This is a genomic window from Streptomyces sp. NPDC026522, from assembly GCF_055567555.1.
Genome location: NZ_JBVHQF010000002.1, coordinates 117585 through 142915, shown reverse-complemented (window position 1 = coordinate 142915; position 25331 = coordinate 117585). Strand labels below are relative to the sequence as shown.

The 25331-nt window shown below is 71.9% G+C and carries 29 protein-coding genes; 3 read left to right on the top strand and 26 right to left on the bottom strand.

All coding sequences use genetic code 11. The annotated features are described in order from the left end of the window. Window positions 1–33: 33 nt before the first annotated feature. From ACZ4M3_RS05190 to tsaB, 5 genes are read right to left on the bottom strand one after another with little or no spacing between them, the layout of a single operon-like run. The gene (locus tag ACZ4M3_RS05190; RefSeq protein WP_467730284.1) at window positions 34–663 is read right to left on the bottom strand and encodes a hypothetical protein; all 630 of its coding nucleotides are present in this window, start codon (window positions 661–663) and stop codon (window positions 34–36) included. Between the two features lie 31 nt (window positions 664–694). After that, window positions 695–982 (bottom strand): hypothetical protein, encoded by a 288-nt coding sequence (locus ACZ4M3_RS05185; RefSeq protein WP_467730283.1) that lies wholly within the window; start codon window positions 980–982, stop codon window positions 695–697. After that, window positions 979–2115: a tRNA (adenosine(37)-N6)-threonylcarbamoyltransferase complex transferase subunit TsaD gene (gene tsaD, locus ACZ4M3_RS05180; protein ID WP_467730282.1), complete on the bottom strand. Its 1137-nt coding sequence runs from the start codon at window positions 2113–2115 to the stop codon at window positions 979–981. The genes ACZ4M3_RS05185 and tsaD overlap by 4 nt, the downstream gene beginning before the upstream one ends. After that, a complete protein-coding gene (rimI, locus tag ACZ4M3_RS05175; RefSeq protein WP_467730801.1) occupies window positions 2108–2623 on the bottom strand; it encodes a ribosomal protein S18-alanine N-acetyltransferase in 516 nt (171 codons plus the stop codon). Before rimI ends, tsaD begins: the two co-directional genes overlap by 8 nt. 17 nt (window positions 2624–2640) lie before the next feature. Further along, window positions 2641–3318 carry a tRNA (adenosine(37)-N6)-threonylcarbamoyltransferase complex dimerization subunit type 1 TsaB gene (gene tsaB / locus ACZ4M3_RS05170; RefSeq protein WP_467730281.1) on the bottom strand — a complete coding sequence of 226 codons (678 nt, stop codon included), beginning with the start codon at window positions 3316–3318 and terminating at the stop codon, window positions 2641–2643. Window positions 3319–3526: 208 nt separating this feature from the next. On the opposite strand from tsaB, the gene ACZ4M3_RS05165 reads away from it, so the two are divergent. Then, window positions 3527–4069, top strand: a complete 543-nt coding sequence (locus tag ACZ4M3_RS05165) for a hypothetical protein (RefSeq protein ID WP_467730280.1) — start codon at window positions 3527–3529, stop codon at window positions 4067–4069. Window positions 4070–4111: 42 nt separating this feature from the next. On the opposite strand, the gene ACZ4M3_RS05160 is transcribed toward ACZ4M3_RS05165, so the two are convergent. The 8 genes from ACZ4M3_RS05160 to ACZ4M3_RS05125 form a co-directional block, all read right to left on the bottom strand. After that, the gene (locus ACZ4M3_RS05160) at window positions 4112–4312 is read right to left on the bottom strand and encodes a hypothetical protein (RefSeq protein ID WP_467730279.1); all 201 of its coding nucleotides are present in this window, start codon (window positions 4310–4312) and stop codon (window positions 4112–4114) included. A 141-nt stretch (window positions 4313–4453) separates the two neighbouring features. Continuing rightward, window positions 4454–5038 (bottom strand): tRNA (adenosine(37)-N6)-threonylcarbamoyltransferase complex ATPase subunit type 1 TsaE, encoded by a 585-nt coding sequence (gene tsaE / locus ACZ4M3_RS05155; protein ID WP_467730278.1) that lies wholly within the window; start codon window positions 5036–5038, stop codon window positions 4454–4456. Continuing rightward, window positions 4995–6218 carry an alpha/beta fold hydrolase gene (locus ACZ4M3_RS05150; RefSeq protein WP_467730277.1) on the bottom strand — a complete coding sequence of 408 codons (1224 nt, stop codon included), beginning with the start codon at window positions 6216–6218 and terminating at the stop codon, window positions 4995–4997. Before ACZ4M3_RS05150 ends, tsaE begins: the two co-directional genes overlap by 44 nt. A gap of 27 nt (window positions 6219–6245) precedes the next feature. Beyond that, window positions 6246–7382: an alanine racemase gene (alr, locus tag ACZ4M3_RS05145; protein ID WP_467730276.1), complete on the bottom strand. Its 1137-nt coding sequence runs from the start codon at window positions 7380–7382 to the stop codon at window positions 6246–6248. A 60-nt stretch (window positions 7383–7442) separates the two neighbouring features. Beyond that, window positions 7443–8831 carry an NAD(P)H-hydrate dehydratase gene (locus tag ACZ4M3_RS05140; protein ID WP_467730275.1) on the bottom strand — a complete coding sequence of 463 codons (1389 nt, stop codon included), beginning with the start codon at window positions 8829–8831 and terminating at the stop codon, window positions 7443–7445. 64 nt (window positions 8832–8895) lie between these two features. After that, window positions 8896–9264 (bottom strand): holo-ACP synthase, encoded by a 369-nt coding sequence (locus tag ACZ4M3_RS05135; protein ID WP_467730274.1) that lies wholly within the window; start codon window positions 9262–9264, stop codon window positions 8896–8898. A 12-nt stretch (window positions 9265–9276) separates the two neighbouring features. Then, entirely contained in the window at window positions 9277–11127 is a 1851-nt protein-coding gene (gene glmS / locus ACZ4M3_RS05130; protein WP_467730273.1) for a glutamine--fructose-6-phosphate transaminase (isomerizing), read from the bottom strand. A gap of 116 nt (window positions 11128–11243) precedes the next feature. After that, window positions 11244–12026 (bottom strand): hypothetical protein, encoded by a 783-nt coding sequence (locus ACZ4M3_RS05125; protein WP_467730272.1) that lies wholly within the window; start codon window positions 12024–12026, stop codon window positions 11244–11246. Between the two features lie 282 nt (window positions 12027–12308). Here ACZ4M3_RS05125 and coaA point away from each other — a divergent pair, with 282 nt between their 5' ends. Further along, the gene (coaA, locus tag ACZ4M3_RS05120; protein ID WP_467730271.1) at window positions 12309–13328 is read left to right on the top strand and encodes a type I pantothenate kinase; all 1020 of its coding nucleotides are present in this window, start codon (window positions 12309–12311) and stop codon (window positions 13326–13328) included. A gap of 16 nt (window positions 13329–13344) precedes the next feature. Further along, on the top strand, window positions 13345–14298 hold the full coding sequence (locus ACZ4M3_RS05115; protein ID WP_467730800.1) for a DUF389 domain-containing protein: 954 nt from the start codon (window positions 13345–13347) through the stop codon (window positions 14296–14298). Window positions 14299–14347: 49 nt separating this feature from the next. Here the strand turns inward: ACZ4M3_RS05115 and glmM are convergent, their stop codons facing one another. The 13 genes from glmM to map all read right to left on the bottom strand — a co-directional run bounded on the left by glmM (window position 14348) and on the right by map (window position 25257). Next, a complete protein-coding gene (gene glmM, locus ACZ4M3_RS05110; RefSeq protein WP_467730270.1) occupies window positions 14348–15706 on the bottom strand; it encodes a phosphoglucosamine mutase in 1359 nt (452 codons plus the stop codon). A 136-nt stretch (window positions 15707–15842) separates the two neighbouring features. Further along, on the bottom strand, window positions 15843–16364 hold the full coding sequence (rpsI, locus tag ACZ4M3_RS05105) for a 30S ribosomal protein S9 (protein WP_361312420.1): 522 nt from the start codon (window positions 16362–16364) through the stop codon (window positions 15843–15845). 42 nt (window positions 16365–16406) lie between these two features. Continuing rightward, window positions 16407–16850 (bottom strand): 50S ribosomal protein L13, encoded by a 444-nt coding sequence (gene rplM / locus ACZ4M3_RS05100; RefSeq protein WP_136213237.1) that lies wholly within the window; start codon window positions 16848–16850, stop codon window positions 16407–16409. A 235-nt stretch (window positions 16851–17085) separates the two neighbouring features. Continuing rightward, window positions 17086–18363, bottom strand: coding sequence for a glycosyltransferase family 87 protein (locus ACZ4M3_RS05095; RefSeq protein WP_467730269.1), 1278 nt, complete (start codon window positions 18361–18363; stop codon window positions 17086–17088). Between the two features lie 57 nt (window positions 18364–18420). Then, a complete protein-coding gene (locus ACZ4M3_RS05090; protein WP_467730268.1) occupies window positions 18421–20040 on the bottom strand; it encodes an ABC-F family ATP-binding cassette domain-containing protein in 1620 nt (539 codons plus the stop codon). Between the two features lie 67 nt (window positions 20041–20107). Continuing rightward, window positions 20108–20959: a tRNA pseudouridine(38-40) synthase TruA gene (truA, locus tag ACZ4M3_RS05085; RefSeq protein WP_467730267.1), complete on the bottom strand. Its 852-nt coding sequence runs from the start codon at window positions 20957–20959 to the stop codon at window positions 20108–20110. A 113-nt stretch (window positions 20960–21072) separates the two neighbouring features. After that, entirely contained in the window at window positions 21073–21546 is a 474-nt protein-coding gene (gene rplQ, locus ACZ4M3_RS05080; protein ID WP_453356544.1) for a 50S ribosomal protein L17, read from the bottom strand. 125 nt (window positions 21547–21671) lie between these two features. After that, a complete protein-coding gene (locus ACZ4M3_RS05075; protein ID WP_007265920.1) occupies window positions 21672–22694 on the bottom strand; it encodes a DNA-directed RNA polymerase subunit alpha in 1023 nt (340 codons plus the stop codon). Window positions 22695–22834: 140 nt separating this feature from the next. Beyond that, entirely contained in the window at window positions 22835–23239 is a 405-nt protein-coding gene (rpsK, locus tag ACZ4M3_RS05070; protein ID WP_003956432.1) for a 30S ribosomal protein S11, read from the bottom strand. Window positions 23240–23293: 54 nt separating this feature from the next. Further along, complete coding sequence (gene rpsM / locus ACZ4M3_RS05065; RefSeq protein ID WP_030710357.1) at window positions 23294–23674, bottom strand: 30S ribosomal protein S13; 381 nt, start codon at window positions 23672–23674, stop codon at window positions 23294–23296. A 199-nt stretch (window positions 23675–23873) separates the two neighbouring features. After that, complete coding sequence (gene rpmJ, locus ACZ4M3_RS05060; protein ID WP_003956441.1) at window positions 23874–23987, bottom strand: 50S ribosomal protein L36; 114 nt, start codon at window positions 23985–23987, stop codon at window positions 23874–23876. A gap of 73 nt (window positions 23988–24060) precedes the next feature. Further along, window positions 24061–24282: a translation initiation factor IF-1 gene (gene infA / locus ACZ4M3_RS05055; protein ID WP_003956442.1), complete on the bottom strand. Its 222-nt coding sequence runs from the start codon at window positions 24280–24282 to the stop codon at window positions 24061–24063. A 138-nt stretch (window positions 24283–24420) separates the two neighbouring features. Then, window positions 24421–25257, bottom strand: a complete 837-nt coding sequence (gene map / locus ACZ4M3_RS05050; RefSeq protein ID WP_453409000.1) for a type I methionyl aminopeptidase — start codon at window positions 25255–25257, stop codon at window positions 24421–24423. Window positions 25258–25331 lie beyond the last annotated feature (74 nt).

The following is a 25331-nucleotide window of genomic DNA, read 5'->3' as shown; positions in this document are numbered from 1 at the left end:
CGGCCCGATCCTGATGCCCCGGCCGGGCACCGCCTAGCCCGACACCTCGCGGCCGCCGCCGAAGGAGCGCAGGGCCCAGCGGTAGTGCGCGCCGGCCTTGCCGAGGCCGAGCAGGCCGGTGATCCACAGGATCAGGCCGAGGCCCATGAAGTACGTGACCTCGCCGTACGTCACCTCGCCCGGCCGGGCCCCCGCCGCCGTCCCGAAGGTCACCCAGAGCCCGAGCGCGCCGAGCGCGAAGGAGGCGAGCAGCCAGGTCAGGCTCCGCAGGGGCGCGCGCACCTGGGCGTCCGCGGCCGGATCCCGGTCGCAGTCGGCCCACGCGCAGAGCAGGTGCCGCATCTGCCGGTCCCGTTCGGCGCCCTTGGCGAACCAGATCCCGGCGGGGACCAGCACGCCCGTGCCGAGCGCACCGAAGAGGAGCCCGAAGGCGTACGAGAGCGGCTCGTGGCTCTCGAAGGACATCAGGGCCATGCCGATGAAGGTCCAGCCGAGCGCGAAGACGGCCGCCACCGCCCAGAGCAGCAGCAGCCGGCCCGGGCCGAGGCTGCGCCGGCCCAGTTCCCGGAGGAAGCGCGCGCGGTCGGCGCGGACGGCGGACTCGTCCAGCCACTCCCGCAGGTGCGCGGGCGGCGGCGGAGGCGGCAGGTCACGACGGGACATGGACATGACCATAGCGGGACCTGATGGAGAGTCACTCGACCGGCGCCCAGCCGCCGGCGACCTCCACCGACTCGAACCGCCAGCGGTGCACCGCCCGCGTGATCAGGTCGTCGGCCGGCTCGGGAAGCTCCGGCAGCTCCGCCGCCACGCCCTCGGCGGCCTCCCACCAGGTGACCACCAGCACCCGGTCCTGCGGGGCCCGCAGCACCTCGCGGCGCACCGGCTCCCGGGCCAGGACCTGGGAACGGGCCCACTCCAGCAGCTCGTTGCCGCGGCCGGGCACCGCCCGGGCCTCCCACATCAGCGCGACCGTGCTCATGAGTACAGGTTGTCCTTGCTCAGCTCGTGCACGTGGTCGTGGTCATGCCCGTGCCCGTGGCCGTGGCCGTGGCCGTGGCCGTGGTCCTGCGTCCCCGGTACGTGCGGGTCCGTCACCGGCAGCGAGGAGTCCGCCGACAGGTCCCAGTCCGAGGCCGGACGGTTCCGCTTGACCATCTCGGCGCCCAGTGCGGCCACCATCGCGCCGTTGTCCGTGCACAGCTTGGGCCGCGGCACGCGCAGGACGATCCCGGCGTCGTCGCACCGCTCCTGGGCCAGCGCCCGCAGCCGGGAGTTGGCCGCGACACCGCCGCCGATCATCAGGTGGTCGACGCCCTCGTCCTTGCAGGCGCGGATCGCCTTGCGGGTCAGCACGTCCACCACGGCCTCCTGGAAGGACGCCGCCACGTCCCGCACCGGCACCTCCTCGCCCGCGTTCCGCTTCGCCTCGATCCAGCGGGCCACCGCCGTCTTGAGGCCGGAGAAGGAGAAGTCGTACGCCGCGTCGCGCGGCCCGGTCAGCCCGCGGGGGAAGTTGATCGCCTTCGGGTCGCCCTCCCGCGCGAGCCGGTCGATGACCGGACCGCCGGGGAAGCCCAGCTGGAGCACCCGGGCGATCTTGTCGAAGGCCTCGCCGGCCGCGTCGTCGATGGTCGCGCCGAGCGGCCGCACGTCGCTGGTGATGTCCGGTGCCAGGAGCAGCGAGGAGTGCCCGCCCGACACCAGCAGCGCCATGGTCGGCTCCGGCAGCGGCCCGTGCTCCAGCTGGTCCACGCAGATGTGCGAGGCCAGGTGGTTGACCCCGTACAGCGGCTTGCCCAGCGCGTACGCGTACGCCTTGGCCGCCGAGACGCCCACCAGCAGCGCCCCCGCGAGGCCCGGGCCCGCGGTGACGGCGATGCCGTCGAGGTCGCGGGCGCTGACGCCGGCTTCCTTGAGGGCGCGGTCGATGGTCGGGACCATGGCCTCCAGGTGGGCGCGTGAGGCCACCTCGGGCACGACCCCGCCGAAGCGGGCGTGCTCGTCGACGCTGGAGGCGATCGCGTCGGCCAGCAGGGTGGTGCCGCGGACGACGCCGACGCCGGTCTCGTCGCAGGAGGTCTCGATGCCGAGGACGAGCGGTTCGTCAGCCATGGGTCTCACCTTGTACGGGTCCGTCTACGGTTACGGAGCTAGCGGGATCGGAAAGGCGCATCACGAGCGCGTCGACGTTGCCGGGCTGGTAGTAGCCGCGCCGGAAGCCGATCGGCTCGAAACCGAAGCGCTCGTAGAGCTTCTGCGCGCGGGTGTTGTCCACCCGCACCTCCAGCAGCACCTCGGCGCACTCGAAGGCGGTCGCGGCGCGCAGCAGGTCCTCCAGCAGCCGGGCGCCGAGGCCGGTGCCCCACTGGTCGCGGGCCGCGGCGATGGTCTGTACGTCGCCCAGCTCCCCGGCGGCGGCCAGCCCGGCGTAGCCGACGATGCGACCGCCGCCCGGGGCGGAGCCGCCGTCGGGAGGGATCTCGGCGACGACGTAACGGCGGGTGGCGTGCGGACCGCGTGCGTGGGCGAGCTCCGACCAGAACATGCCGGCGGACCAGGCGTCATCGGGGAACAGCTCGTGTTCCAGTTCCAGCACGGGCCCGATGTCCCACCAGCGCATCTCGCGCAGTACCGCGGTCACTGCGGGGTGACCACCTTGTAGTTCTTGGGCACCTGGGCGTCGGGCCGGCGCAGGTACAGCGGCGCCGGAGGCAGGCCGTCGGCGTTCTCGAAGGGGGTCCCGGCCACGAGCCGTTCCGCCGCCAGGGCGGCGAGGGCGCCGGCGCTCTGGTGCTCGGGCGGCCGGGCGTCCGTGAAGACCTCCGGGTACAGCAGTGCGCCCTGCCCGACCGCGGGCATCCCGGCGACCCGGTCGGCGATGTCGGCGGGGCGGTCCACGGCGGGATCCCCGACGCGGGTGCGCGGGTCCTCGTACCGGGCCCAGTAGACCTCCTTGCGCCGGGCGTCGGTGGCCACGGTGAAGGGGCCCTCGATCCCGGCGGCGCCGGCCGCGTGGGCCAGGCCGTCCAGGGTGCACAGGCCGTGCACCGGGACGCCGAGGACGGCGGCGAAGGTGGCGGCGGTGACGAGGCCGACGCGCAGCCCGGTGTAGGGGCCGGGTCCGACGCCGACGACGATGCCGGTGACGGCTTCGAGCTTGAGCCCGGCCTCGGCGAGCACCTTGTCGACGGAGGGCAGCAGCAGCTCCCCGTGACGGCGGGCGTCGACCTGGTTCGACTCGGCGAGGACTGACTCGCCGTCGTGCAGGGCGACGGTGACGGCGGGCGTGGCGGTATCTACAGCGAGCAAGAGCACGCGAACAGCCTACGACTCCTTGGGCCCCGGCCCTTGCGGCCGGTCGCGGGCCGGGCCGGCTGCTACCTTTCGACCGAGGCGGTCAGTGCGGTACTCGACCGGGCGTTCCAGCGCCCCGGCAGGCATCGCGCGGGCGCGCGAAGCGGACACGAAGAGCCGAAGAAGAGCACGAAGAAGACGCGGGGAGACCGCGGAAAGGCGGAGCAAGGTGGCACGCAGCAGCTCGGGAATCGTGGCCGGGCTCACCGTCGCGGCACTGGCCGCCGTCGGTTTCCTCGGCTACCAGGCCTCGGCCACGGCGCCCGCGCGCCCCGCGAAGGCGGCTCCGCAGGCCCCCGCGCCCGCCCCGGCCCCCGCCAAGCAGGACCCGGCCGCGGTGCCGGCCGACTCCGGGACCGGGGTGCGCGTCGTGTACTCGGTGTCCGGCAAGCGGGTGTGGCTGGTCGGCGAGGACGGGCAGCCGGTGAAGTCCTTCGCGGTCATGCCGAGCACGGTCCACCCGGTGCCGGGCAGCTACCCGGTCGCCTCGCGCTCGGGCACGGTCACCGGCTCGGACGGGGTGCCGATCGAGCACGTCGTACGGTTCGCCACCACCGACGGCATCGCGATCGGCTTCAGTGCGCGCGTGGACGGCTCGGTGCCGGAGCCGGACCAGACGAAGAAGACCGGCGGCATCCGGATGTCGCGGGCCGACGGCGACGCGCTGTGGGCCTTCGCGACGATCAACACGAAGGTCGTCGTCCTCCCCTGACCCGCCACCCACTTCACCCGTACGGGGTATGCCGTACGGACCTCAGGCCGCTTCGGACTCCGGAGCGGCCTGTTCCGCGTCGCGGGCCCCGTCCTCCGACAGCGGCCGTACGGGGATGCGCGCGGGCGGCGTGGACACGGCGGTGGCGGCCGCGCAGGAGGCGAGCAGCGCCCCCATGGACACGTCCGCGCCGTGCGCCCGCCCTGCTCCCGCTGCTGCGCGTGCTGCTCCTGCTGCCGACATGGCTGCCTCCTGGACCGGCCCGGGGCGCCGTACTTAGGTACACCTAACCAGCGCTCGGTACCATGTCACCACGAGCATCGGCACTCGCGCAACGTTTTCCCGACGCGGTGTCGGGACGTTTCGGCCCGGGGCGCCGCCCCGCTACCGCGCGACCCGCTCCGCCAGCCCGGCCAGGCCCGTCGGATGCCCGGTCCAGCGCGCGCCGATCCCGCGCACCGAGACCTCCCGCACGTCGTCGAGGACCTCCTCGTGGCCGACCGCCCGCGCGATCACCACGTGCAGCCGGTCGTCGGAGAGTTCCTCCACCTTGCCGTCGCCCCACTCGACGACGACCACGGACTCGGGCAGCGAGACGTCGAGGTCCAGGTCCTCCATCTCCTCCAGGCCGCCGCCGAGCCGGTACGCGTCCACGTGCACCAGCGCCGGCCCGTCGGCCAGCGGCGGGTGCACGCGGGCGATCACGAAGGTCGGGGAGGTGACGGCCCCGCGCACGCCGAGGCCCTCGCCGAGGCCGCGCGTCAGGGTGGTCTTGCCCGCGCCGAGCTCGCCGGTCAGCAGGACGAGGTCGCCGGGCCGCAGCAGGCCGGCGATCCGACGGCCCAGCTCGCGCATGGAGTCGGGCGAGTCGACGGTGATCAGGGTCTCGGCGACGGCGCCTTCGGCCGCCCCGGGCGCGGCGGCCTCAGGAGCCGGGCTGCGCGGCGCTTCTCGCGGTACTTCTTCCATGCGCGCCAACGTTAGTCGCTCCGGACCCCCCGGCGGATACCGCGCCGGGCGCGTCCCCGGCCTCCGCCGCCGGCACGGCGCCGGTGCGCGCCAGCAGGCCGGTCAGCAGCGCGGTCACCGCGTCGGGGCGCTCCAGCATCATCAGGTGCCCGGTGTTCTCCAGGACCGTCAGCTCGGCGGCCGGCAGTACGTCCTTGATGGCGGCGCTGTGCTCGGGCGGCGTGATCATGTCGTGGTCCCCCGCGATGACGGTGACCGGGATGTCCGTGAACCGCTGGAGCGCGGCGCTCTTGTCGTGGACCTGGAAGGCCGGGTAGAACTCGGCGACCACGTCGATGGGGGTCGCCTCGATCAGCCGCTCGGCGAAGCGGGCGACGCCCGGGTCGACTTCCCTGGAGCCGAACGAGTACTGCTTGATCATGCCCGCGAAGAGGTCGGCGGTGGCCCGGCGGCCCCGCTCGACGAGTTCCACCTGCGAGCCGAGCACCCTGAGCACCCCGGGGAGGAGTCGGCGCACGGCGCCCATCCCGACGGCCGGGAGGCCGTACGTGACCTCGTCCAGGCGCCCGCTGGAGGTGCCGACCAGGGCCACCCCGAGCACGCGCTCCCGTACCAGTTCCGGGAACTGCTCGGCCAGCGCCATGATGGTCATCCCGCCCATGGAGTGGCCGACCAGCACCAGCGGGCCCTCGGGGGCGGTGGCGTCGATCACCGCCTTGAGGTCGCGGCCGAGCAGCTCGATGGTGACCGGTTCGCCGTCGGCCTGGGCGAGGCCGCGCATGCTGCGGCCGTGGCTGCGCTGGTCCCAGTAGACGGAACGGACGACGCCGCGCAGGGCGGCGCGCTGGAAGTGCCAGGAGTCCTGGCCGAGGCAGTAGCCGTGGCAGAAGACGACGGTCGCGGCGGGGGGCTTCTTGCGCCGCAGCCGGCCGCGCCGGGCCGGTTCCTCGGGCAGTTCGTCGACCTCGTAGTACAGCTCGGTGCCGTCCTCGGCCCGGCAGACGCCCTCCGTTCCGCGCAGGGACCCGTAGTCCCCGGCGGCGTCGAGGGCGAGCCGTGCCTTGCGGCGGATGCCGCGGCCCACGGTGATCCGCTCGACGGCGACGCCGGCGGCCGCGCCGGCGGCTATCACGCCGATGGCCGCGCCGGCCCAGCCGGCCTTGCGCCAGTTCTCGCTCACGCGGTCGCCGTCCTCACCCGGCCGTGCTCAGCCGTTGCGGTACACCCTGGGCACGCGGCCCCCGATACGGGTGACGATCTCATACGCGATGGTGCCCGCCGCTTGAGCCCAGTCCTCGGCGGTGGGTTCGCCCAGGTCGCCCGGCCCGAAGAGGATCGCCGGATCCCCGGCGCGCACGTCCGCGCCGTCGATGTCGACCACGAACTGGTCCATGGCGACCCGGCCCGCGATCCGCCGCACCGCACCGCCGACGAGGACCGGACCGGTTCCGGAGGCGTGGCGCGGGACGCCGTCCGCGTACCCGACGGGGATGAGCGCCAGCCGGGTCTCACGTTCCGTCACGTAGTGGTGGCCGTAGCTGACTCCGTGGCCGGCGGGCACGGTCTTGACCAGCGCGACGGAGGCCCGGAGGGTCATCGCGGGGCGCAGGCCGAGCTGTTCGGGCGTGCCCAGCTCGGGCGCGGGCGAGACGCCGTAGACGGCCAGGCCGCAGCGCACGAGGTCGAAGTGGCTCTCCGGGAGGGTGAGCGTGGCGGGCGAGTTGGCGATGTGCCGGACCTCGGGCTCGACGCCCTCCTTCTCGGCGTAGCCGAGCATCTCGCGGAAGGCGGTGAGCTGGAGGGCGATGGAGGGGTGCCCGGGCTCGTCGGCGCAGGCGAAGTGCGACCACACGCCGGTGACGCGGACGGTCCCCTCGGCCTGCGCGGCGACCGCGGCGCCCACCAGTTCCGCCCAGTCGGCGGGCTGGCAGCCGCCCCGGCCGAGGCCGGTGTCGGCCTTGAGCTGGACGCGGGCGACCCGCCCGGCCGCGCGGGCGGCGGCCCGGACCTCGTCCAGGGCCCACATCCCGCTGACGGACACGTCCAGATCGGCCTCGACGGCCTCCCGCCAGGGGCCGCCCGGCGTCCACAGCCAGCACATGATCCGGGCGCCGATCCCGGCGGCGCGCAGCGCGAGCGCCTCCTCGGGGGTCGCGGTGCCGAGCCAGGTCGCACCGGCGTCCAGGGCGGCGCGGGCACAGGGGACCGCCCCGTGCCCGTAGGCGTCCGACTTGACGACGGCCATGAGCTCGGCCCGGGGCGCCCGCTCGCGCAGTGCGCGCACGTTGGACCGCACGGCGGCTAGGTCGATCTCGGCGTACGCGCGCGTCGGTGTCTCGTTCATCGGGCACAGTCTCTCAGAACCGCCACCACCCCCTCGCGGGCCGTGCCGCGGGCGGGGCGGTCAGGGGGTGCGGACGTCGCGCCAGGCGCCCGGGAGGGCTTCGGCGACCTCGTGGGCCAGCAGCGGGGCGCCCGCGGCGGTGCGGCGCGCGGCCAGGCCGTGCAGGTACGCCGCCACCGAAGCGGCGTCCGGCGCGGACAGTCCCGCCGCCAGCAGGGAGCCCGCCAGCCCGGACAGCACGTCGCCGCTGCCGGCGGTGGCCAGCCACGGGGTCCCGGTCGTATTGACCCGGACCACCCCGCCGTCGCAGACCAGCGTCGTCGAGCCCTTGAGCAGCACCGTCGCCCCGTACCGCTGCGCCAGCGCGCGTACCGCGGCCAGCCGGCCGGCCTCGACCTCCTCCCGCCGGACCCCCAGCAGCGCCGCCGCCTCGCCCGCGTGCGGGGTCAGCAGCGTCGGCGCCGTCCGGGCCCGCAGCGCCGCGGGGTCCAGCCCGCGCAGCCCGTCGGCGTCCACCAGCACCGGCACCGGGTCCGCCAGGACCTCCGCGCCCCGCTCGTCCCCCAGCCCCGGCCCGATCACCCAGGCCTGTACCCGGCCCCGCCCGATCAGCGTCTCCGGGTACCTGGCCAGCACCGCCTCCCCGACCGCCGCCGGGCCCACGTACCGCACCGCGCCCGCGCCGCCGCGCAGCGCGCCCGCGACGGCCAGCACCGCCGCTCCCGGGTAGCGGGCCGACCCGGCGACGATGCCGACCACGCCCCGGCGGTACTTGTCGCTGGCCGCGCCCGGCTCCGGCAGCAGTCCCGCCACGTCGGCGTGCTGCAACGCCTGTGCGTCCGGCGCCGGGAGGGCGAGCCCGATGTCCACCAGCCGTAGCGCCCCGGCCCGTGCGGCGCCCGGGTCGATCAGCAGCCCCGGCTTGTACGCCCCGAACGTCACCGTGACGTCGGCCCGTACCGCCGCTCCCGCCACCTCGCCCGTGTCGGCGTCCACCCCGCTCGGCAGGTCCGCGGCCACCACCACCGCGCCCGGCGGGATCCGCTCCACCAGCGCCGCGGCCGCCGGGCGCAGTCCGCCGCGGCCGCCGATGCCGAGCAGTCCGTCCACCACCAGGTCCGCCCGCCCGGGCACGGCCGGGGCCACCCGGCCGCCCGCGGCCAGCAGGGCCGCCAGCCCGCCCGGGTGGATCCGCCCGGGGTCCATCGGTACGGCCGTCACCCCCGCGCCGCGCCGGGCCAGCCGCGCGCCCGCGTACAGGGCGTCGCCGCCGTTGTCCCCCGGGCCGACCAGCAGCACGATCCGCGCCCCGTACACCCTTCGCAGCAGCCCGGCGCACACGGCGGCCAGCCCGGCCGCCGCCCGCCGCATCAGGGCGCCCTCCGGCAGCCGCGCCATCAGCTCGCGCTCGGCGGCCCGTACGGTCTCCACGCTGTAAGCAGTACGCATGCCACCACCCTGCCCGAAAAGGCCGCCCGGACCACCGGGACGGCCGCGAGTGCCGAGAGGTGGTCTACCCCTCGGCGATGACCACGGCGGAGGCCACGCCCGCGTCGTGGCTGAGCGAGACGTGCCACGACTTCACGCCGAGCGCCAGCGCCCGCGCCTCCACCGTCCCGGACACCCGTACCCGCGGCTGTCCGGTCTCCTCGACGTACACCTCGGCGTCGGTCCACAGCATCCCGCCGGGCGCGCCGAGCGCCTTGGCGAGTGCCTCCTTGGCCGCGAACCGGGCGGCGAGCGAGGCGGTTCCGCGCCGCTCGCCGCTCGGCAGGGTCAACTCGGAGTCGACGAAGAGCCGTTGCGCCAGGTGCGGCGTCCGCTCCAGGGCGGCGCCGAACCGCTCGATCTCGGCAACGTCAATGCCCACACCGATAATCACAACACCATGCCCCTATTCGACCGTGACCGATTTGGCGAGGTTACGCGGCTGGTCCACCTCGTTCCCCCGCGCGGTCGCCAGCTCGCAGGCGAACACCTGCAACGGCACCGCCGCCACCAGCGGCTGGAGCAGCGTCGGCGTGGCCGGGATGCGGATCAGGTGGTCCGCGTACGGGACCACCGCCTCGTCCCCCTCCTCCGCGATCACGATCGTGCGCGCCCCGCGGGCCCGGATCTCCTGGATGTTCGACACGATCTTGTCGTGCAGCACCGAACGCCCGCGCGGCGACGGCACCACGACCACCACCGGCAGGTCCTCCTCGATCAGCGCGATCGGCCCGTGCTTGAGCTCGCCCGCCGCGAAGCCCTCCGCGTGCATGTACGCCAGCTCTTTGAGCTTGAGCGCGCCCTCCAGCGCCACCGGGTACCCGACGTGGCGGCCGAGGAACAGCACGGTGTTCTTGTCGGCCAGCGAACGCGCCAGCGCCCGTACCGGCTCCATCGTCTCCAGCACCCGGTCCACGGCCGCGGCGATGTCCGACAGCTCCCGGATCACCGCGCGGATCTCGTCGCCCCACTTGGTACCCCGCACCTGCCCGAGGTACAGCGCGACCAGATAACAGGCCACCAGCTGCGTCAGGAACGCCTTGGTCGAGGCGACGGCCACCTCGGGGCCGGCGTGCGTGTACAGCACGGCGTCCGATTCGCGGGGGATCGTCGACCCGTTCGTATTGCAGACGGCCAGCACCTTGGCGCCCTGCTCGCGCGCGTGCCGCAGCGCCATCAGGGTGTCCATGGTCTCGCCGGACTGCGAGATCGCGATCACCAGCGTCCGCTGGTCCAGGATCGGGTCGCGGTAGCGGAACTCGCTGGCCAGTTCCGTCTCGCACGGGATGCGGGTCCAGTGCTCGATGGCCAGCTTCGCGATCATGCCCGCGTGGTACGCCGTACCGCACGCCACGATCACGACCTTGTCGACCTCGCGGAGCACGGAGGCGGGGATGCGCACCTCGTCCAGGGTCAGCAGGCCGCTCGCGTCGATCCTGCCCAGGAGGGTGTCGGCGACAGCCTTCGGCTGCTCGGCGATCTCCTTGAGCATGAAGTAGTCATAACCCCCCTTCTCGGCCGCCGAGGCGTCCCAGTCCACGTGGTACGCCCGCACCGTCGCGGCCGAACCGTCGAAGTTGGTCACCGAGACCCCTTCGCGGCGGAGCTCGACGACCTGGTCCTGCCCCAGCTCGATCGCGGACCGGGTGTGGGCGATGAACGCGGCCACGTCCGAGGCGAGGAAGTTCTCACCCTCTCCAACGCCCACCACCAGGGGGGAGTTCCGGCGCGCCCCGACCACCACGTCCGGCGCGTCGGCGTGCACCGCGACCAGCGTGAACGCACCCTCCAGCCGCCGGCAGACCCGTCGCATGGCCTCCGCCAGGTCCCCTGACCCGGCGTCGAACTGCTCGGCGAGCAGGTGCGCCACGACCTCGGTGTCCGTCTCGGACTCCAGCTTGTGCCCGCGCTCGGCCAGCTCGGTGCGCAGCGCGGCGAAGTTCTCGATGATCCCGTTGTGCACGACCGCCACGCGCCCCGAATTGTCGAGGTGCGGATGGGCGTTGACGTCGGTGGGTCCGCCGTGGGTCGCCCACCGGGTGTGCCCCAGGCCCGTGGAGCCGGCCGGCAGCGGGTGCCCGACCAGTTCCTTCTCCAGGTTGACCAGCTTGCCGGCCTTCTTGACCGCGTCCAGTCCCCCGTCCGCGAGCACGGCCACCCCGGCCGAGTCGTAGCCGCGGTACTCCAGCCGCTTGAGTCCGGCGATGACCACATCGAGCGCCGACTGCGCTCCCACGTAACCCACAATTCCGCACATAGGGCGCAGGGTACGCCGTGGCCGGCCTCCTGCCGGGTACGTGAACCGGACGAAAACCCCGCCCCGGCGAATGTGCCGGAGCGGGGTTGACGCCGTTCTGAGGGAAGGTCAGCCGGTCACAGCTTCTTCGTCTGCGCGTCCACGACGGCCTTCGGCTGCTCGGCCTCGCCGCTCAGGCTCAGCGCGGTGAACATCGCGAGGGTGTTGCCCTTGCGCAGGACGACCACGCGGGTCACGTTCTTGTCGCCGTCCCCCAGGTCCATCACGGTGACGAAGGAGGCCACCTCGTCGCCGCCGGAGAGCGCCGTGTCGGCCCTGACGCTCTCGATGTCCGTCTTCTCCCCCGCCTGCGCCACCGAGTAGCCGCCCGCGCAGGCCCCGACCCCGTCCTTGACGGCGGCGAAGGCCTGCTCGGCGCCCTTGCCGTCGTAGGACACCAGCGCGATCGACGTGGCCGTCACCTTGAGGGCGCCCATGGCCGCGTCCAGCTTCTCCGCCGCCCCGGCGCCCTCGCCCGCCGGCCGGGGCTTCCCGCTGGCGACGACCCGAGCGACTCCCGCGGACGGGCCGATCGGCTGCATGCTCTCGGCCTGGGCCAGCGGCTTGCAGGCAGCCTTGTCGGTCTCGATCGGGTCGTTCTGCGCCGCGCTGTCCTGCACCGGCTCCAGCCGGTGGTCCGGCAGGTCCGCCTGGGTGACCAGCAGCGTGCCCAGCTCGGCCGCGGTCTTCCCCCTGGGGCCCGCCGCGGCCTCGCCCGAAGCGGCGGCCGACGGCTGGGAGCCGGCCTTGAAGTCGGCCTTCGCGGCACCCGCCCGGCCCGACCCGCAAGCGGTGACCAGCAGGCTCAGGGACACCGCCGAAGCGGTCAGGACAGCACGACGGACGGACACGGTACGCACGAAAGATCTCCCCCGGAACAAGAAACACCCAAGGCGGCCCCGCGCAGCGCCCTCGGTCGGGGGCGCGCGCCGGAGCTGCGGCGATCAGCAATGTACGGGGGGAAGCCCGCTCGGACGATCCGGTTTTCACACACCGTCGCCAATCGTGATCGGCGCGAGACCGACACGAGACTCCGATCGGTATCCGGCCACGGCGCCGCCCGGCCCGGCCCTCCCCGGCCCGCTCGGCCACGTGACCGACCACACCACCCACAAGCGAGCGCGACCCCCGACAATGGCTCTGTGATCACTTCGCCGCCACGAAGCACGCCGGACCGCGCAACGGAGCGCGCCGGCCACCGCCGGCCCCCCGAGCCCTCGCCCTACGTCGACCTCACCCGGGCCGAGTGGAGCGCCCTGCGCGAACGGACCCCCCTCCCGCTCACCGCCGACGAGGTCGAACAGCTCCGCGGCCTGGGCGACGTCATCGACCTCGACGAGGTCCGCGACGTCTACCTCCCGCTCTCCCGTCTGCTGAACCTCTACGTCGGCGCCACCAGCAACCTCCGCGGCACCCTCAACACCTTCCTCGGCGATGCCGGCAACGGCCACGGCGCCCAGCAGGGGACCCCGTTCGTCATAGGGGTCGCCGGCTCCGTCGCCGTCGGCAAGTCCACCGTGGCCCGGCTGCTCCAGGCCCTGCTCGCCCGCTGGCCGGAGCACCCACGCGTCGAGCGGGTCACCACCGACGGCTTCCTGTACCCGATGAAGGAACTCCAGCGCCGCGGCCTGACCGCCCGCAAGGGCTTCCCCGAGTCGTACGACCGCCGCGCGCTGACCCGCTTCGTCGCCGACATCAAGGCGGGCAAGGACGAGGTCACGGCCCCGGTCTACTCCCACCTGATCTACGACATCGTCCCCGGCGAGCAGCTCGTGGTCCGCCGCCCGGACATCCTCATCGTCGAGGGGCTCAACGTCCTCCAGCCGGCCCTGCCCGGCAAGGACGGCCGGACCAGGGTGGGCCTCGCCGACTACTTCGACTTCAGCGTGTACGTGGACGCGCGCCCCGAGGACATCGAGCGCTGGTACCTGAACCGGTTCCGGAAGCTGCGCGAGACCGCCTTCCAGAATCCTTTCTCCTACTTCCGCAAGTACACGCAGGTCTCCGAGGAGGAGGCCCTGGAATACGCGCAGACGATGTGGCGGACCATCAACAGGCCCAACCTGGTCGAGAACGTGGCCCCGACCCGCGGCCGGGCCACCCTCGTCGTGCGCAAGGGCCCGGACCACAAGGTGCAGAAGCTCAGCCTGCGCAAACTTTGAAAGCTACTGTTCGGGCATTCTGCACCTGCGGATGATCACCCCGCCCGACCGGACGCACGCCGTGCTCCGCCTCGTCGAAGGGACCGTCGGCACCACCCATCTGGTGGTGCTGACCGGCGCGGCCCTGGTCCCCGCAGGTGATGTCGTGATGTGCGACGTCGCCCGCGAGGCGGGCGACGAGCTGCTGCACGAGCTGCGCCGGCTGGGCATCGACAAGGACGGCTCGATCGCCGTCGAGAACATCGACCTCACCCTCTCCGAGAGCGCCGACGAGGCCGAGGAGGAGGCGCCCGGCGAGGCCGCCGACGCGGTGCTGTGGGAGCAGCTGACCGAGGCGACCCAGGAGGAGTCGACCCTCACCGTCACCTACACCGCGTTCATGATCGTCGCGACGCTGATCGCCGCCTGCGGTGTGGTCCTGGACAACGCCATCCTGATCGTGGGCGCGATGGCCGTCGGCCCCGAGTTCGGGCCGCTCGCCGGTGTCTGCACCAGCCTGGTCCGGCTGGCCCCCAAGGCGGCCGCGCGCTCGCTGGTGGCCCTGCTGGCGGGTTTCGCCGCCGCGATGGCGGCAACCACCCTGTTCAGCCTGGCGATGAACGCGCTGGGCCTGTTCCAGCGCTCGATGCTGGAGAACCCGCGCCCGAACACCAGCTTCATCTGGCAGCCGGACTCGTTCTCCTTCACGGTCGCGCTGCTCGCCGGGGTGGCCGGCGTGCTGTCCCTGACCTCCGCGAAGTCGGGCGCGCTGGTCGGCGTGGCGATCTCGGTGACCACCGTCCCGGCGGCCGCCAACGCCGCCGTGGCCCTCAGCTACGGCGAGGTGGGCCAGATGTGGGGCTCGGCGGAGCAGCTGCTGCTGAACCTGGGCGGGATCATGCTGGCCGGCACCCTGACCCTGTACGCGCAGAAGCTGCTGTGGCGCACCGCGCGCGGCCGCTGGAACCGCACCCCGCCCGGAACGGCCTGAGCCCCGCCGCCCCCGGCAGGGGCGGCGGGGCTCAGGCAGCGCCGGGGACCTACCCCAGCACCGACTTCACGACGTCCGCCAGGCGTCCCGCGACCGCGCGGGCCTGCTCGATGTCGGCGGCCTCCACCATCACCCGTACGAGCGGCTCCGTACCGGAGGGACGCAGCAGCACCCGTCCGGTGGCGCCCAGCTCGCGCTCGGCCTCGCCCACCGCCGCGGCCAGCTCGCCGGAGGTCCCGACGCGCGACTTGTCCACGTCGGGCACGTTGATCAGCACCTGCGGCAGCCGCTCCATCACACCGGCCAGCTCCGCCAGCGACCGCCCGGTGGCCGCGACCCGGGCCGCCAGCAGCAGCCCGGTCAGGGTGCCGTCACCGGTCGTCGCGTGGTCGAGGATGATCACGTGGCCGGACTGCTCGCCGCCCAGCGCGTAGCCGTGCTCCTTCATCGACTCCAGCACGTAGCGGTCGCCGACACCGGTCTGCACGACCTCGATGCCCTCGGCCTCCATGGCCAGCTTGAAGCCCAGGTTCGACATGACGGTGCCGACCACGGTGTTCCCGCGCAGCTGCCCCGCCTCGCGCATGGCCAGCGCCAGCACCGCGAGGATCTGGTCCCCGTCCACCTCCGCGCCGGAGGCGTCCACGGCCAGGCAGCGGTCGGCGTCACCGTCGTGCGCGATGCCGAAGTCGGCTCCGTGCTCGACCACCGCCTGCTTGAGCAGACCGAGGTGGGTGGAGCCGCAGCCGTCGTTGATGTTCAGGCCGTCGGGCTCGGCGCCGATCGTGATGATCTCCGCGCCGGCCCGGGCGAAGGCCTCCGGGGAGACGTACGCGGCCGCGCCGTGGGCCTCGTCCAGGACGACCTTGAGGCCTTCGAGGCGGTTGGGGAGCACCCCGATCAGGTGGGCGACGTACTTCTCGAAGCCCTCGGCGTAGTCCGAGACCCGGCCGACGCCGGCGCCGGTGGGACGGTCCCAGGGGGCGCCGGTGCGGTGCTCCTCGTAGACGGACTCGATCCGGTCCTCCAGCTCGTCGGCGAGCTTGTGGCCGCCGCGCGCGAAGAACTTGATCCCGTTGTCGGGCATCGCGTTGTGGCTGGCGGAGAGCATCACGCCGAGGTCGGCGCCCAGCGCACCGGTGAGATACGCCACCGCCGGGGTGGGCAGCACACCGACGCGCAGGACGTCCACGCCCGCGCTCGCGAGGCCCGCGACGACCGCGGCCTCCAGGAACTCGCCGGACGCGCGGGGATCACGGCCGACCACGGCGGTGGCCCGGTGACCGGCGAAGGTGCCCGCCTCGGCCAGTACGTGCGCGGCCGCCACGGAGAGACCGAGCGCGAGCTCGGCCGTCAGATCCGCGTTGGCAACGCCTCGTACACCGTCCGTCCCGAAGAGTCGTCCCACTGTTGTCCTCCCGAGTTCACGCTTCGCTTAGTGCCGCTGTGTGACAGATATGTGCCGCTTGTGGCGGTAAACGAACCGCCCCGGCAGCACAGAGAGTGCTGCCGGGGCGGTTTCGTTGCAGAACAGCAGGCGCAGATTAACGCTTGCTGTACTGCGGAGCCTTACGGGCCTTCTTGAGACCGGCCTTCTTGCGCTCGACCGCACGGTCGTCGCGGGAGAGGAAGCCGGCCTTCTTGAGCGCCGGGCGGTTGTTGTCGACGTCCGCCTCGTTCAGCGCACGGGCCACACCGAGGCGCAGGGCGCCGGCCTGGCCGGAGACGCCGCCACCCGCGATGCGGGCGATGACGTCGTAGCGGTTGTCGAGCTCAAGGAGCTTGAACGGCTCGTTGACTTCCTGCTGGTGCACCTTGTTGGGGAAGTAGTCCTCAAGGGTGCGACCGTTGATCTTCCACTTGCCGGTGCCCGGAACGATCCGGACGCGGGCGATGGCGTTCTTGCGACGACCCAGACCGGCGGCCGGCTGGGGGTCGCCGAAGCGACCGGCAAGGGACTCGGAGGTGTAGTCGCCCTCGACGACGACCTCGGACTCGCTGGTGTACTCCTCGACGTTGCCCTCGAACTCTTCGACGGGGGTCGTCTCGGCGGTGGTCTCGGCCACGATGCTCCTCAGAATTTTCTACGTCTTAGGGGGTGGCCGGAACTACTGCGCGACCTGGGTGATCTCGAACGGCACCGGCTGCTGGGCAGCGTGGGGGTGCTGGTCGCCCGAGTAGACCTTCAGCTTCGAGAGCATCTGACGGCCCAGGGTGTTCTTGGGGAGCATGCCCTTGACGGCCTTCTCGACGGCCTTCTCCGGGTTGTTCGCCAGGAGGTCGTCGTAACGGACGGAACGCAGACCACCCGGGAAGCCGGAGTGGCGGTACGCCATCTTCTGGGACGCCTTGTTGCCGGACAGGTGAACCTTGTCGGCGTTGACGATGATGACGAAGTCGCCCATGTCCATGTGGGGGGCGTAAGTCGGCTTGTGCTTGCCCCGCAGGAGGGCAGCGGCCTGGGTCGCCAGACGGCCGAGGACTACGTCCTGGGCGTCGATGACGAGCCACTGGCGCGAGATGTCGCCGGGCTTGGGGCTGAACGTACGCACGCGTATGCCTTCGCTTCTTCAGTGGTGGGTCATCCCCAGGGCGTGAGCCCACGGGGAAGGGTCCTGACAAGGGTCACCACGGACGATCACGACAGCCCTGGTCCACTACGGGGACGCAACCCGTGTGAACCGCTGGTCATCGGCCCGGTGGACCGGCGTAAGGCCCTTTCACGTGAGAATGAGAAAGCCAATACGCATAACAAACCAGCAGAGTACCCAAGAGGACCCGTACGGGTCAAAACGCGGTCCGCGATGCCGATTCTGCTGGCGTCGCGGCGCACTCCGGTTCGGTCCTGGGTGGGGACCCCGCAGTTGTTACTGGATCCAGAGTAACCCGTACGGAGCGCAGCGCTCGACCCGCCAGCATGATCGCGAGCCCGCACAGGGTGGCGCAGTCCTTGAACGCGCGCCGCTTGTGGGCCAGCTCGGAGGGCCACGGCACCAGCGCCACCTGGGGCGTCAGGGCCAGCCAGAACCAGGGCGAGCGGGGCATCGAGCCCGGCCGCACCGCCGAGGCCAGCAACAGCGGAAGCACCACCAGCAGGTAGTGGTCGAAGGACGGCCGCGAGACCAGGAATGCGGCGAGCATCACCATGCAGGCCGTCTCCGCGAGCCGCAGCTCCCCCCCGTCCGCGTCGCCCGGACCGTCCGTACGCCGCCACCGCCGCCACGCCGCGACCAGCGCGCCCAGCGCCCCCGCCGCCGTCAGCAGCACCGCGACCGGCTCCGGCACCCCCAGCCGCGGCAGCACCGCGATCGGCGAGGCGTCCCAGGGCAGCGCGTACGCGTCCTGCCCATGGAGCAGGAACGGCAGCGTCTTGGTGACGAACAGCGTCGGGCTAGGCATCATCAGCGCCCCGAGCAGCGAGACGCCGAGCGGCACCAGCACGGCCACGGCCAGCCCCCGCCACTGCCGGGCCAGTACGAAGAGCAGCCCGATCGGCACCAGCATGGGTTTGCAGGCGATGGCCAGCCCCACCACCAGCCCCGCCGCCGTCCAGGACCGACGCTGCGCGAGCAGCACCGCCAGGGGCAGCGCGGCCGCCGAGATGGCGGTCCAGTTGCCGATCAGTACGAGGTTCACGTACGGCTTGTAGGCCAGGGCCAGCGCGGCGAACCCGCCGACCGCGAAGCGGGAGCGCGCCGGCACCGAGAACAGCCGCAGCGCGGCCCACCAGCCGACCGCCAGCAGGGCGGACATCGCGAGCGGGAGCACCCAGCGCAGCACCGGCTGCGGCAGCAGCGCCTCGGGGACCGCCATGATCACGGCGCTCGGGAGGTAGAGGAACCGCTTGTCCTCGTACGGGGACCCGCCCGCCAGCAGCGTCTCGGCCGCCTTGACCACGAAGGCGTTGTCCGAGCCCCAGTTCTCCCGCAGGCTGGTGGAGACCGCGATGCCGAGCACCACGGCCAGCGCCACTCCGTGCCAGGGCCCCGACGCCGGCCGCAGCAGCCAGGCCACCAGCCGGTGCCCGAACGCGGGGTCCCGTACCGTTTCCCATCCCCTGACCAAGGTGCCAGGCCGCAGCCGCACAACGCCTCCCGATCACCGCTCGGGGGCCGTCTACCCCTAGCGTTCGCGCTCGACCCTACGTTCGTCCCAGACAGGTTCCCGAGTCTCCCGTACAACACCGTCCGAACCGAAGACCAAGAAACGGTCAAATGTACGCGCGAACCAGCGGTCGTGCGTGACGCAGAGCACAGTGCCGTCGTACGCCTCCAGGCCGTCCTGGAGGGCCTCCGCCGACTCCAGGTCGAGGTTGTCCGTCGGCTCGTCCAGCAGCAGCGCCGTGGTGCCGGCCAGCTCCAGCAGCAGGATCTGGAACCGCGCCTGCTGGCCGCCCGACAGCTTCTCGAACGGCTGGTCGCCCTGGCGCTCCAGCTCGTAGCGGCGCAGGGCGCCCATCGCCGCGCCGAGCGGCTTGGCCGCCTCCGTCCACAGGATGTCGACGAGGGTGCGGCCGAACAGCTCCGGGTGGGCGTGGGTCTGCGCGAAGTGGCCCGGGAGCACCCGCGCGCCCAGCTTCCAGGTACCGGTGTGCTTGACGTCCTCACCCGCCAGCAACCGCAGGAAGTGCGACTTGCCGGAACCGTTCGAGCCGAGCACCGCGACCCGCTCCCCGTAGAACACCTCCAGGGAGAACGGCTTCATCAGCCCGGTCAGCTCCAGGTTCTCCACGGTCAGCGCGCGCACGCCGGTCCGGCCGCCCTTGAGGCGCATCCGGATGTCCTGCTCGCGCGGCGGCTCCGGCGGCGGGCCGGCCTCCTCGAACTTCTGGAAGCGGGTCTGCATCGCCCGGTAGCGGGAGGCCATGTCTGGGCTGGAAGCGGCCTGGTTGCGCAGCCGCAGCACCAGCGCCTTCAGCCGGGCGTGCTCCTCGTCCCAGCGCCGTTTGAGCTCCTCGAAGCGCGCGAAGCGCTCCTTGCGGGCCTCGTGGTAGCTGCCGAAACCGGCGCCGTGCACCCAGACGTCCGAGCCGGTCGGGCTCGCCTCCAGGCTGATGATCTTCTCGGCCGCCTGGGTGAGCAGCTCCCGGTCGTGGCTGACGAAGAGGACCGTCTTGCGGGTGGCCCGCAGCTGCTCCTCCAGCCACCGCTTGCCGGGGACGTCGAGGTAGTTGTCCGGCTCGTCGAGCAGCAGCACCTCGTCCGGCCCGCGCAGCAGTACCTCCAGCACCAGCCGCTTCTGCTCACCGCCGGAGAGCGTGCGCACCTCGCGGAACTGCGCCTTGTCGTACGGGACCCCCAGCGCGGCCGTCGTACAGACGTCCCACAGGGTCTCCGCCTCGTACCCCTGGACGTCCGCCCAGTCGCTCAGCGCCTGCGCGTAGGCCATCTGCGCGGCTTCGTCGTCCACGGTCAGGATCAGCTGCTCGGCCCGGTCGACGGCCTTCGCCGCCTCCCGGATCCGCGGCTGCGCCACCGATACCAGCAGGTCCCGCACGGTCGTCTCGTCCCGCACCGAGCCCACGAACTGGGACATCACGCCGAGGCCGCCGCTGACGGTGACCGCGCCGCCGTGCGGCTGGAGGTCGCCCGAGACCAGCTTCAGCAAGGTGGTCTTGCCGGCCCCGTTCGCCCCCACCAGGGCGACCACCGACCCCTCCCCCACCCGGAAGGAGACGTCGGGGAGCAGCACCCGCCCGTCGGGAAGGTAGTACTCCAGGTGGCTGGCTTCTAGATGTCCCATGCCGCGCATTGTCCAGGCCGGGCGCCGATCCGCCCAAACGGATTAGCCGACGGGCGCCCGTTACGGCTCAGCAGCAGCCGGCGCCCGGCAGGGTGCGCAGGTTGCGCGCCTCCTTGCTGCGGGCCGCCAGCAGCTCGTCCGCCGGGTAGCCGACCTCCTCCAGCGTCAGCCCGTGCGGCTTGACGACGTGCACCGAGGAGTCCCGTACGGCGGCCTTGAGGACCGCCGCGGGCCAGTCGACCGGCCGGTGGCCGTCGCCGACGTGCAGCAGCGCGCCCACCAGCGAGCGGACCATGTTGTGGCAGAAGGCGTCGGCGCGCACCGTCGCGGTGACGATGCCGTCCTCGGCGCGCTCCCAGCCGAGCTGCTGGAGCGTACGGATGGTCGTGGCGCCCTCGCGCTTCTTGCAGTACGCGGCGAAGTCGTGCTCGCCGAGCAGCGCGGCGGAGGCCTCGTTCATGGCGTCCACGTCCAGCGGCCACTGGTGCCACAGCACGTGCCCGCGGCGCAGCGGGTCCACCCCGGCCTGGTGGTCGCCCACCCGGTAGGCGTAGCGGCGCCAGATGGCCGAGAACCTCGCGTTGAAGCCCTCGGGGGCCCGCTCGGCCTTCCACACCCGCACGTCGTGCGGCAGCCGCCCCGCGAGGCGGCGCAGCAGCTTGTCCTGGTGCTCGGCCCACACGTCCTCGGCCAGGTCGAACTGGGCGACCTGACCGCGCGCGTGCACCCCGGCGTCGGTCCGCCCGGCGACGGTCAGCTCGACCGGCTCCCCCAGCCGCAGCACGGTCCGCAGGGCGCTCTCCAGCTCTCCCTGCACGGTCCGCAGCGTGCGCTGCTTCGCCCAGCCGGAGAAGTCCTTGCCGTCGTAGCTCAGGTCCAGCCGTACCCGGACGTGCCCGGGCTCCACCTCGTCACTCACGTGACCGATCCTCTCAGAAACGCAGAACCGCGGAAAAAACGCAGAACGGGCCCGCCCCGGCAGGGGGCGGGCCCGTTCAGAGCCGATCAAGCAAGCTCGATCCCGTAGCGGGATCAGGCCTCCTTGGTCTCCTCGGCCTCGGCGGCGGGAGCCTCGGCCACGGCCTCGGCGTCCTTCGCGGCACGCTTGGTGGCGGCCTCGGCCTCACCGGTGGCCTGCTGGGCGACGGTCAGGGCCTCGACCAGCTCGATGACCGCCATCGGGGCGTTGTCGCCACGACGGTTGCCGATCTTGGTGATGCGCGTGTAACCACCGGGGCGGTTCTCGTAGCGCGGGGCGATCTCGGTGAACAGCGTGTGCACGATGCTCTTGTCCGTGATCGTCTGCAGCACCAGGCGACGGTTGTGGATGTCGCCCTTCTTGGCCTTGGTGACCAGACGCTCGGCGTAGGGACGCAGGCGACGGGCCTTGGCCTCGGTGGTGGTGATGCGGCCGTGCTCGAAGAGCGCCTTCGCGAGGTTCGCGAGGAGGTGCTTCTCGTGCGCGGCGCTGCCGCCCAGGCGGGCACCCTTTGCGGGACGCGGCATGGTGTTACTCCTTCATATCTGCACCGGCCGTGTCAGGTACCGGTGTCAGTTCCCCCGCGGCGGATGCCGCGGGAAAGTTCTACGGGTGCTGCTCAGTACTGCTCGGTGGGCCGGAGCCCGGCCGACTAGTACTGCTCGGTCTCGACGAAACCGGCGTCCGCGTCGTCGTCGGCGCCGAAGGCGTCGGCGGCGGCGGTCGGGTCGAATCCGGGCGGGCTGTCCTTGAGGGCCAGGCCCATGCCGGCCAGCTTCGCCTTGACCTCGTCGATCGACTTCGCACCGAAGTTGCGGATGTCGAGCAGGTCCGCCTCGGAGCGGGCGACGAGCTCACCCACGGAGTGGATGCCCTCGCGCTTGAGGCAGTTGTAGGACCGAACGGTGAGCTCCAGCTCCTCGATCGGCAGCGCCAGGTCGGCGGCCAGGGCGGCGTCCGTCGGGGACGGGCCCATGTCGATGCCCTCGGCGTCGATGTTGAGCTCGCGGGCCAGACCGAACAGCTCGACCAGGGTCTTGCCGGCGGACGCCATGGCGTCGCGCGGGCGCATGGCCTGCTTGGTCTCGACGTCGACGATCAGCTTGTCGAAGTCGGTGCGCTGCTCGACTCGGGTCGCCTCGACCTTGTAGGTGACCTTGAGGACCGGGCTGTAGATCGAGTCGACCGGGATCCGGCCGATCTCCTGGCCCAGCTGCTTGTTCTGGACGGCGGAGACGTAGCCGCGGCCGCGCTCGACGGTCAGCTCCATCTCCAGCTTGCCCTTGCCGTTGAGCGTGGCGAGGACGAGGTCCGGGTTGTGCACCTCGACGCCGGCCGGGGGCGCGATGTCGGCAGCGGTGACCAGGCCGGGACCCTGCTTGCGCAGGTACATCACGACCGGCTCGTCGTGCTCCGAGGAGACGACCAGCTGCTTGATGTTGAGGATGATGTCGGTGACGTCTTCCTTGACACCCGGCACGGTGGTGAACTCGTGCAGGACGCCGTCCACGCGGATGCTGGTGACGGCGGCACCCGGGATCGAGGACAGGAGCGTACGGCGCAGGGAGTTGCCGAGGGTGTAGCCGAAGCCCGGCTCCAGCGGCTCGATCACGAACCGCGAGCGGTACTCGTCGACGACCTCTTCGGTCAGCGAGGGACGCTGAGCGATAAGCATGTCTGTGTTCCTTCAGTCGTGGACGCCCACTATTTGACGCCCGACATGTACTGCTGGGTACTGCAAGGGTACGGGCGGCACGGCCCCCGAAGGGGTCGTACCGCCCGGACACTCAAAGACGCACAGGCGCGTCCGTCGCGTCAGACGCGGCGGCGCTTCGGCGGACGGCAGCCGTTGTGCGGGGTGGGGGTGACGTCCTGGATGGAGCCGACCTCCAGGCCGGTGGCCTGCAGGGAGCGGATCGCGGTCTCGCGGCCGGAGCCCGGACCCTTGACGAAGACGTCAACCTTGCGCATGCCGTGCTCCTGCGCGCGACGGGCGGCCGACTCGGCGGCCATCTGCGCGGCGAAGGGGGTGGACTTGCGCGAGCCCTTGAAGCCGACGTGGCCGGCGGAGGCCCAGGAGATCACGTTGCCCGAGGGGTCCGTGATCGAGACGATGGTGTTGTTGAACGTGCTCTTGATGTGGGCGTGCCCGTGAGCGACGTTCTTCTTTTCCTTGCGGCGCACCTTCTTGGCAGCGCCCTGACGACCCTTCGGGGGCATCTAAATCTCCTACGGGAGGTGGTCGGTCCTACAGCGCAAGACCGCTGAACAGGACTACTTCTTGCCCGGCTTCTTCTTACCGGCGATCGCGCGACGCGGGCCCTTGCGGGTACGCGCGTTCGTGCTGGTGCGCTGACCGTGCACCGGCAGGCCACGACGGTGGCGGATGCCCTGGTAGCACTGGATCTCGACCTTGCGACGGATGTCGGCCTGGATCTCGCGGCGGAGGTCACCCTCGGTACGGAGGTTGGCGTCCACGTACTCGCGGATCTTGACCAGGTCCTCTTCGGCCAGGTCACGAACGCGGGTGTTCGGGTTCACGCCGGTGGAGGCGAGGATCTCCTTGGACCGGGTGCGCCCGATACCGAAGACGTAGGTGAGTGCGATCTCCACACGCTTTTCGCGCGGGATGTCAACACCGGAAACGCGTGCCATTCAATGGCTCCTGTGTGTTCGGGGGTCTTCCGCAGAACCGTTCCCGACCGCCGACCACTCCTGATGGGTGGTGGTACGTCCGGGTCCCCGGCCCCCGCCGGAGGTGCCGCCGGCCCCGTACGGGGCTGGGCGGGTTCTGCGTATGTACGTTTTCTTACGTCGCGCGAAGAACTGCGGAAGGCAGGTCGGTCGGCGTGCGTCAGCCCTGGCGCTGCTTGTGGCGCAGGTTGTCGCAGATGACCATGACCCGGCCGTGACGGCGGATCACCTTGCACTTGTCGCAGATCTTCTTGACGCTCGGCTTGACCTTCATGTTGGTGAGGTTCTCCGGGTCAGTGCCACCACCCGCGCCGGGACGGATGCCCAGGCGGGAGTGAAGACAAGATCTACTTGTATCGGTAGACGATCCGGCCACGCGTCAGGTCGTACGGGGAGAGCTCCACGACAACCCGGTCATCAGGCAGGATACGGATGTAGTGCATGCGCATCTTGCCGCTGATGTGCGCGAGGACCTTGTGACCGTTCTGGAGTTCCACCTTGAACATCGCGTTCGGGAGGGACTCGATCACGGTGCCCTCGATCTCGATGGCACCTTGCTTCTTGGCCACGCTTCGCCTTTCGAATCGGCTACCTTGATCAGCTCCGTGCCCATGCAGGGCATGGAAATGCACGAGAGCCGACGAGTCAGTCTACGTCAGGGCACCCAGAAAGACGAATCCGGAAAGTTTGCCCCATAGCCTAGATCATTAACCGAGCGGGTCGGGAGCCGTGGTGACCCCGTACTCCGCCAGCTTCGCCTTGCCGCAGTCCGGGCTGGTCAGCACGATCGGACCGGCCTCGGTCAGGGCGATGGAGTGCTCCCAGTGCGAGGACCAGGTGCCGTCCGTGGTGATGACCGTCCAGTCGTCCGCCAGCACCTCCGTCTGGGCGGTGCCCAGCGAGACCATCGGCTCGATCGCCAGGCACACGCCCGGGACCAGCTTGATGCCCTTGCCCCGCTTGCGCGACACGTAGTTCAGCAGGTGGGGGTCCATGTGCATCTCGGAGCCGATGCCGTGACCGCCGTAGTCCTCGATGATCCCGTACTTGCCGGTGGCCGGACGCGGCTGGCGGCGGATGTAGCTCTCGATCGCCTTGGAGATGTCCACCAGGCGGTTGCCGAGCTTCATCGCCGCGATGCCCGCCCACATCGACTCCTCGGTCACCCGGGAGAGCTCGACCAGCTCCGGAGCGTGGCCGGTGCCCACGAACGCCGTGTAGGCGGCGTCCCCGTGCCAGCCGTCCACGATCGCGCCCGCGTCGATCGAGATGATGTCGCCGTCCTTGAGGACCGTCTTGTCGTCCGGGATGCCGTGGACGACGACCTCGTTCACCGACGTGCAGATCGTCGCGGGGAAACCGCCGTAGCCGAGGAAGTTCGACTTCGCACCGGCGTCGGCGATGACCTTGCGGGCCACCATGTCCAGGTCCCGGGTCGTGGCGCCCGGTACGGCCGCCTCACGGGTCGCCGCGTGGATCGCGGCGACGACCAGCCCCGCCTCGCGCATCTTCGCGATCTGCTCGGGCGTCTTGAGCTGCACCATGGAACGGCCTTCCACCTTCTGAAATCGGACTTCTCAACAGTACGGCCGCGGTGTCTCTCGGACACCGCGGCCGT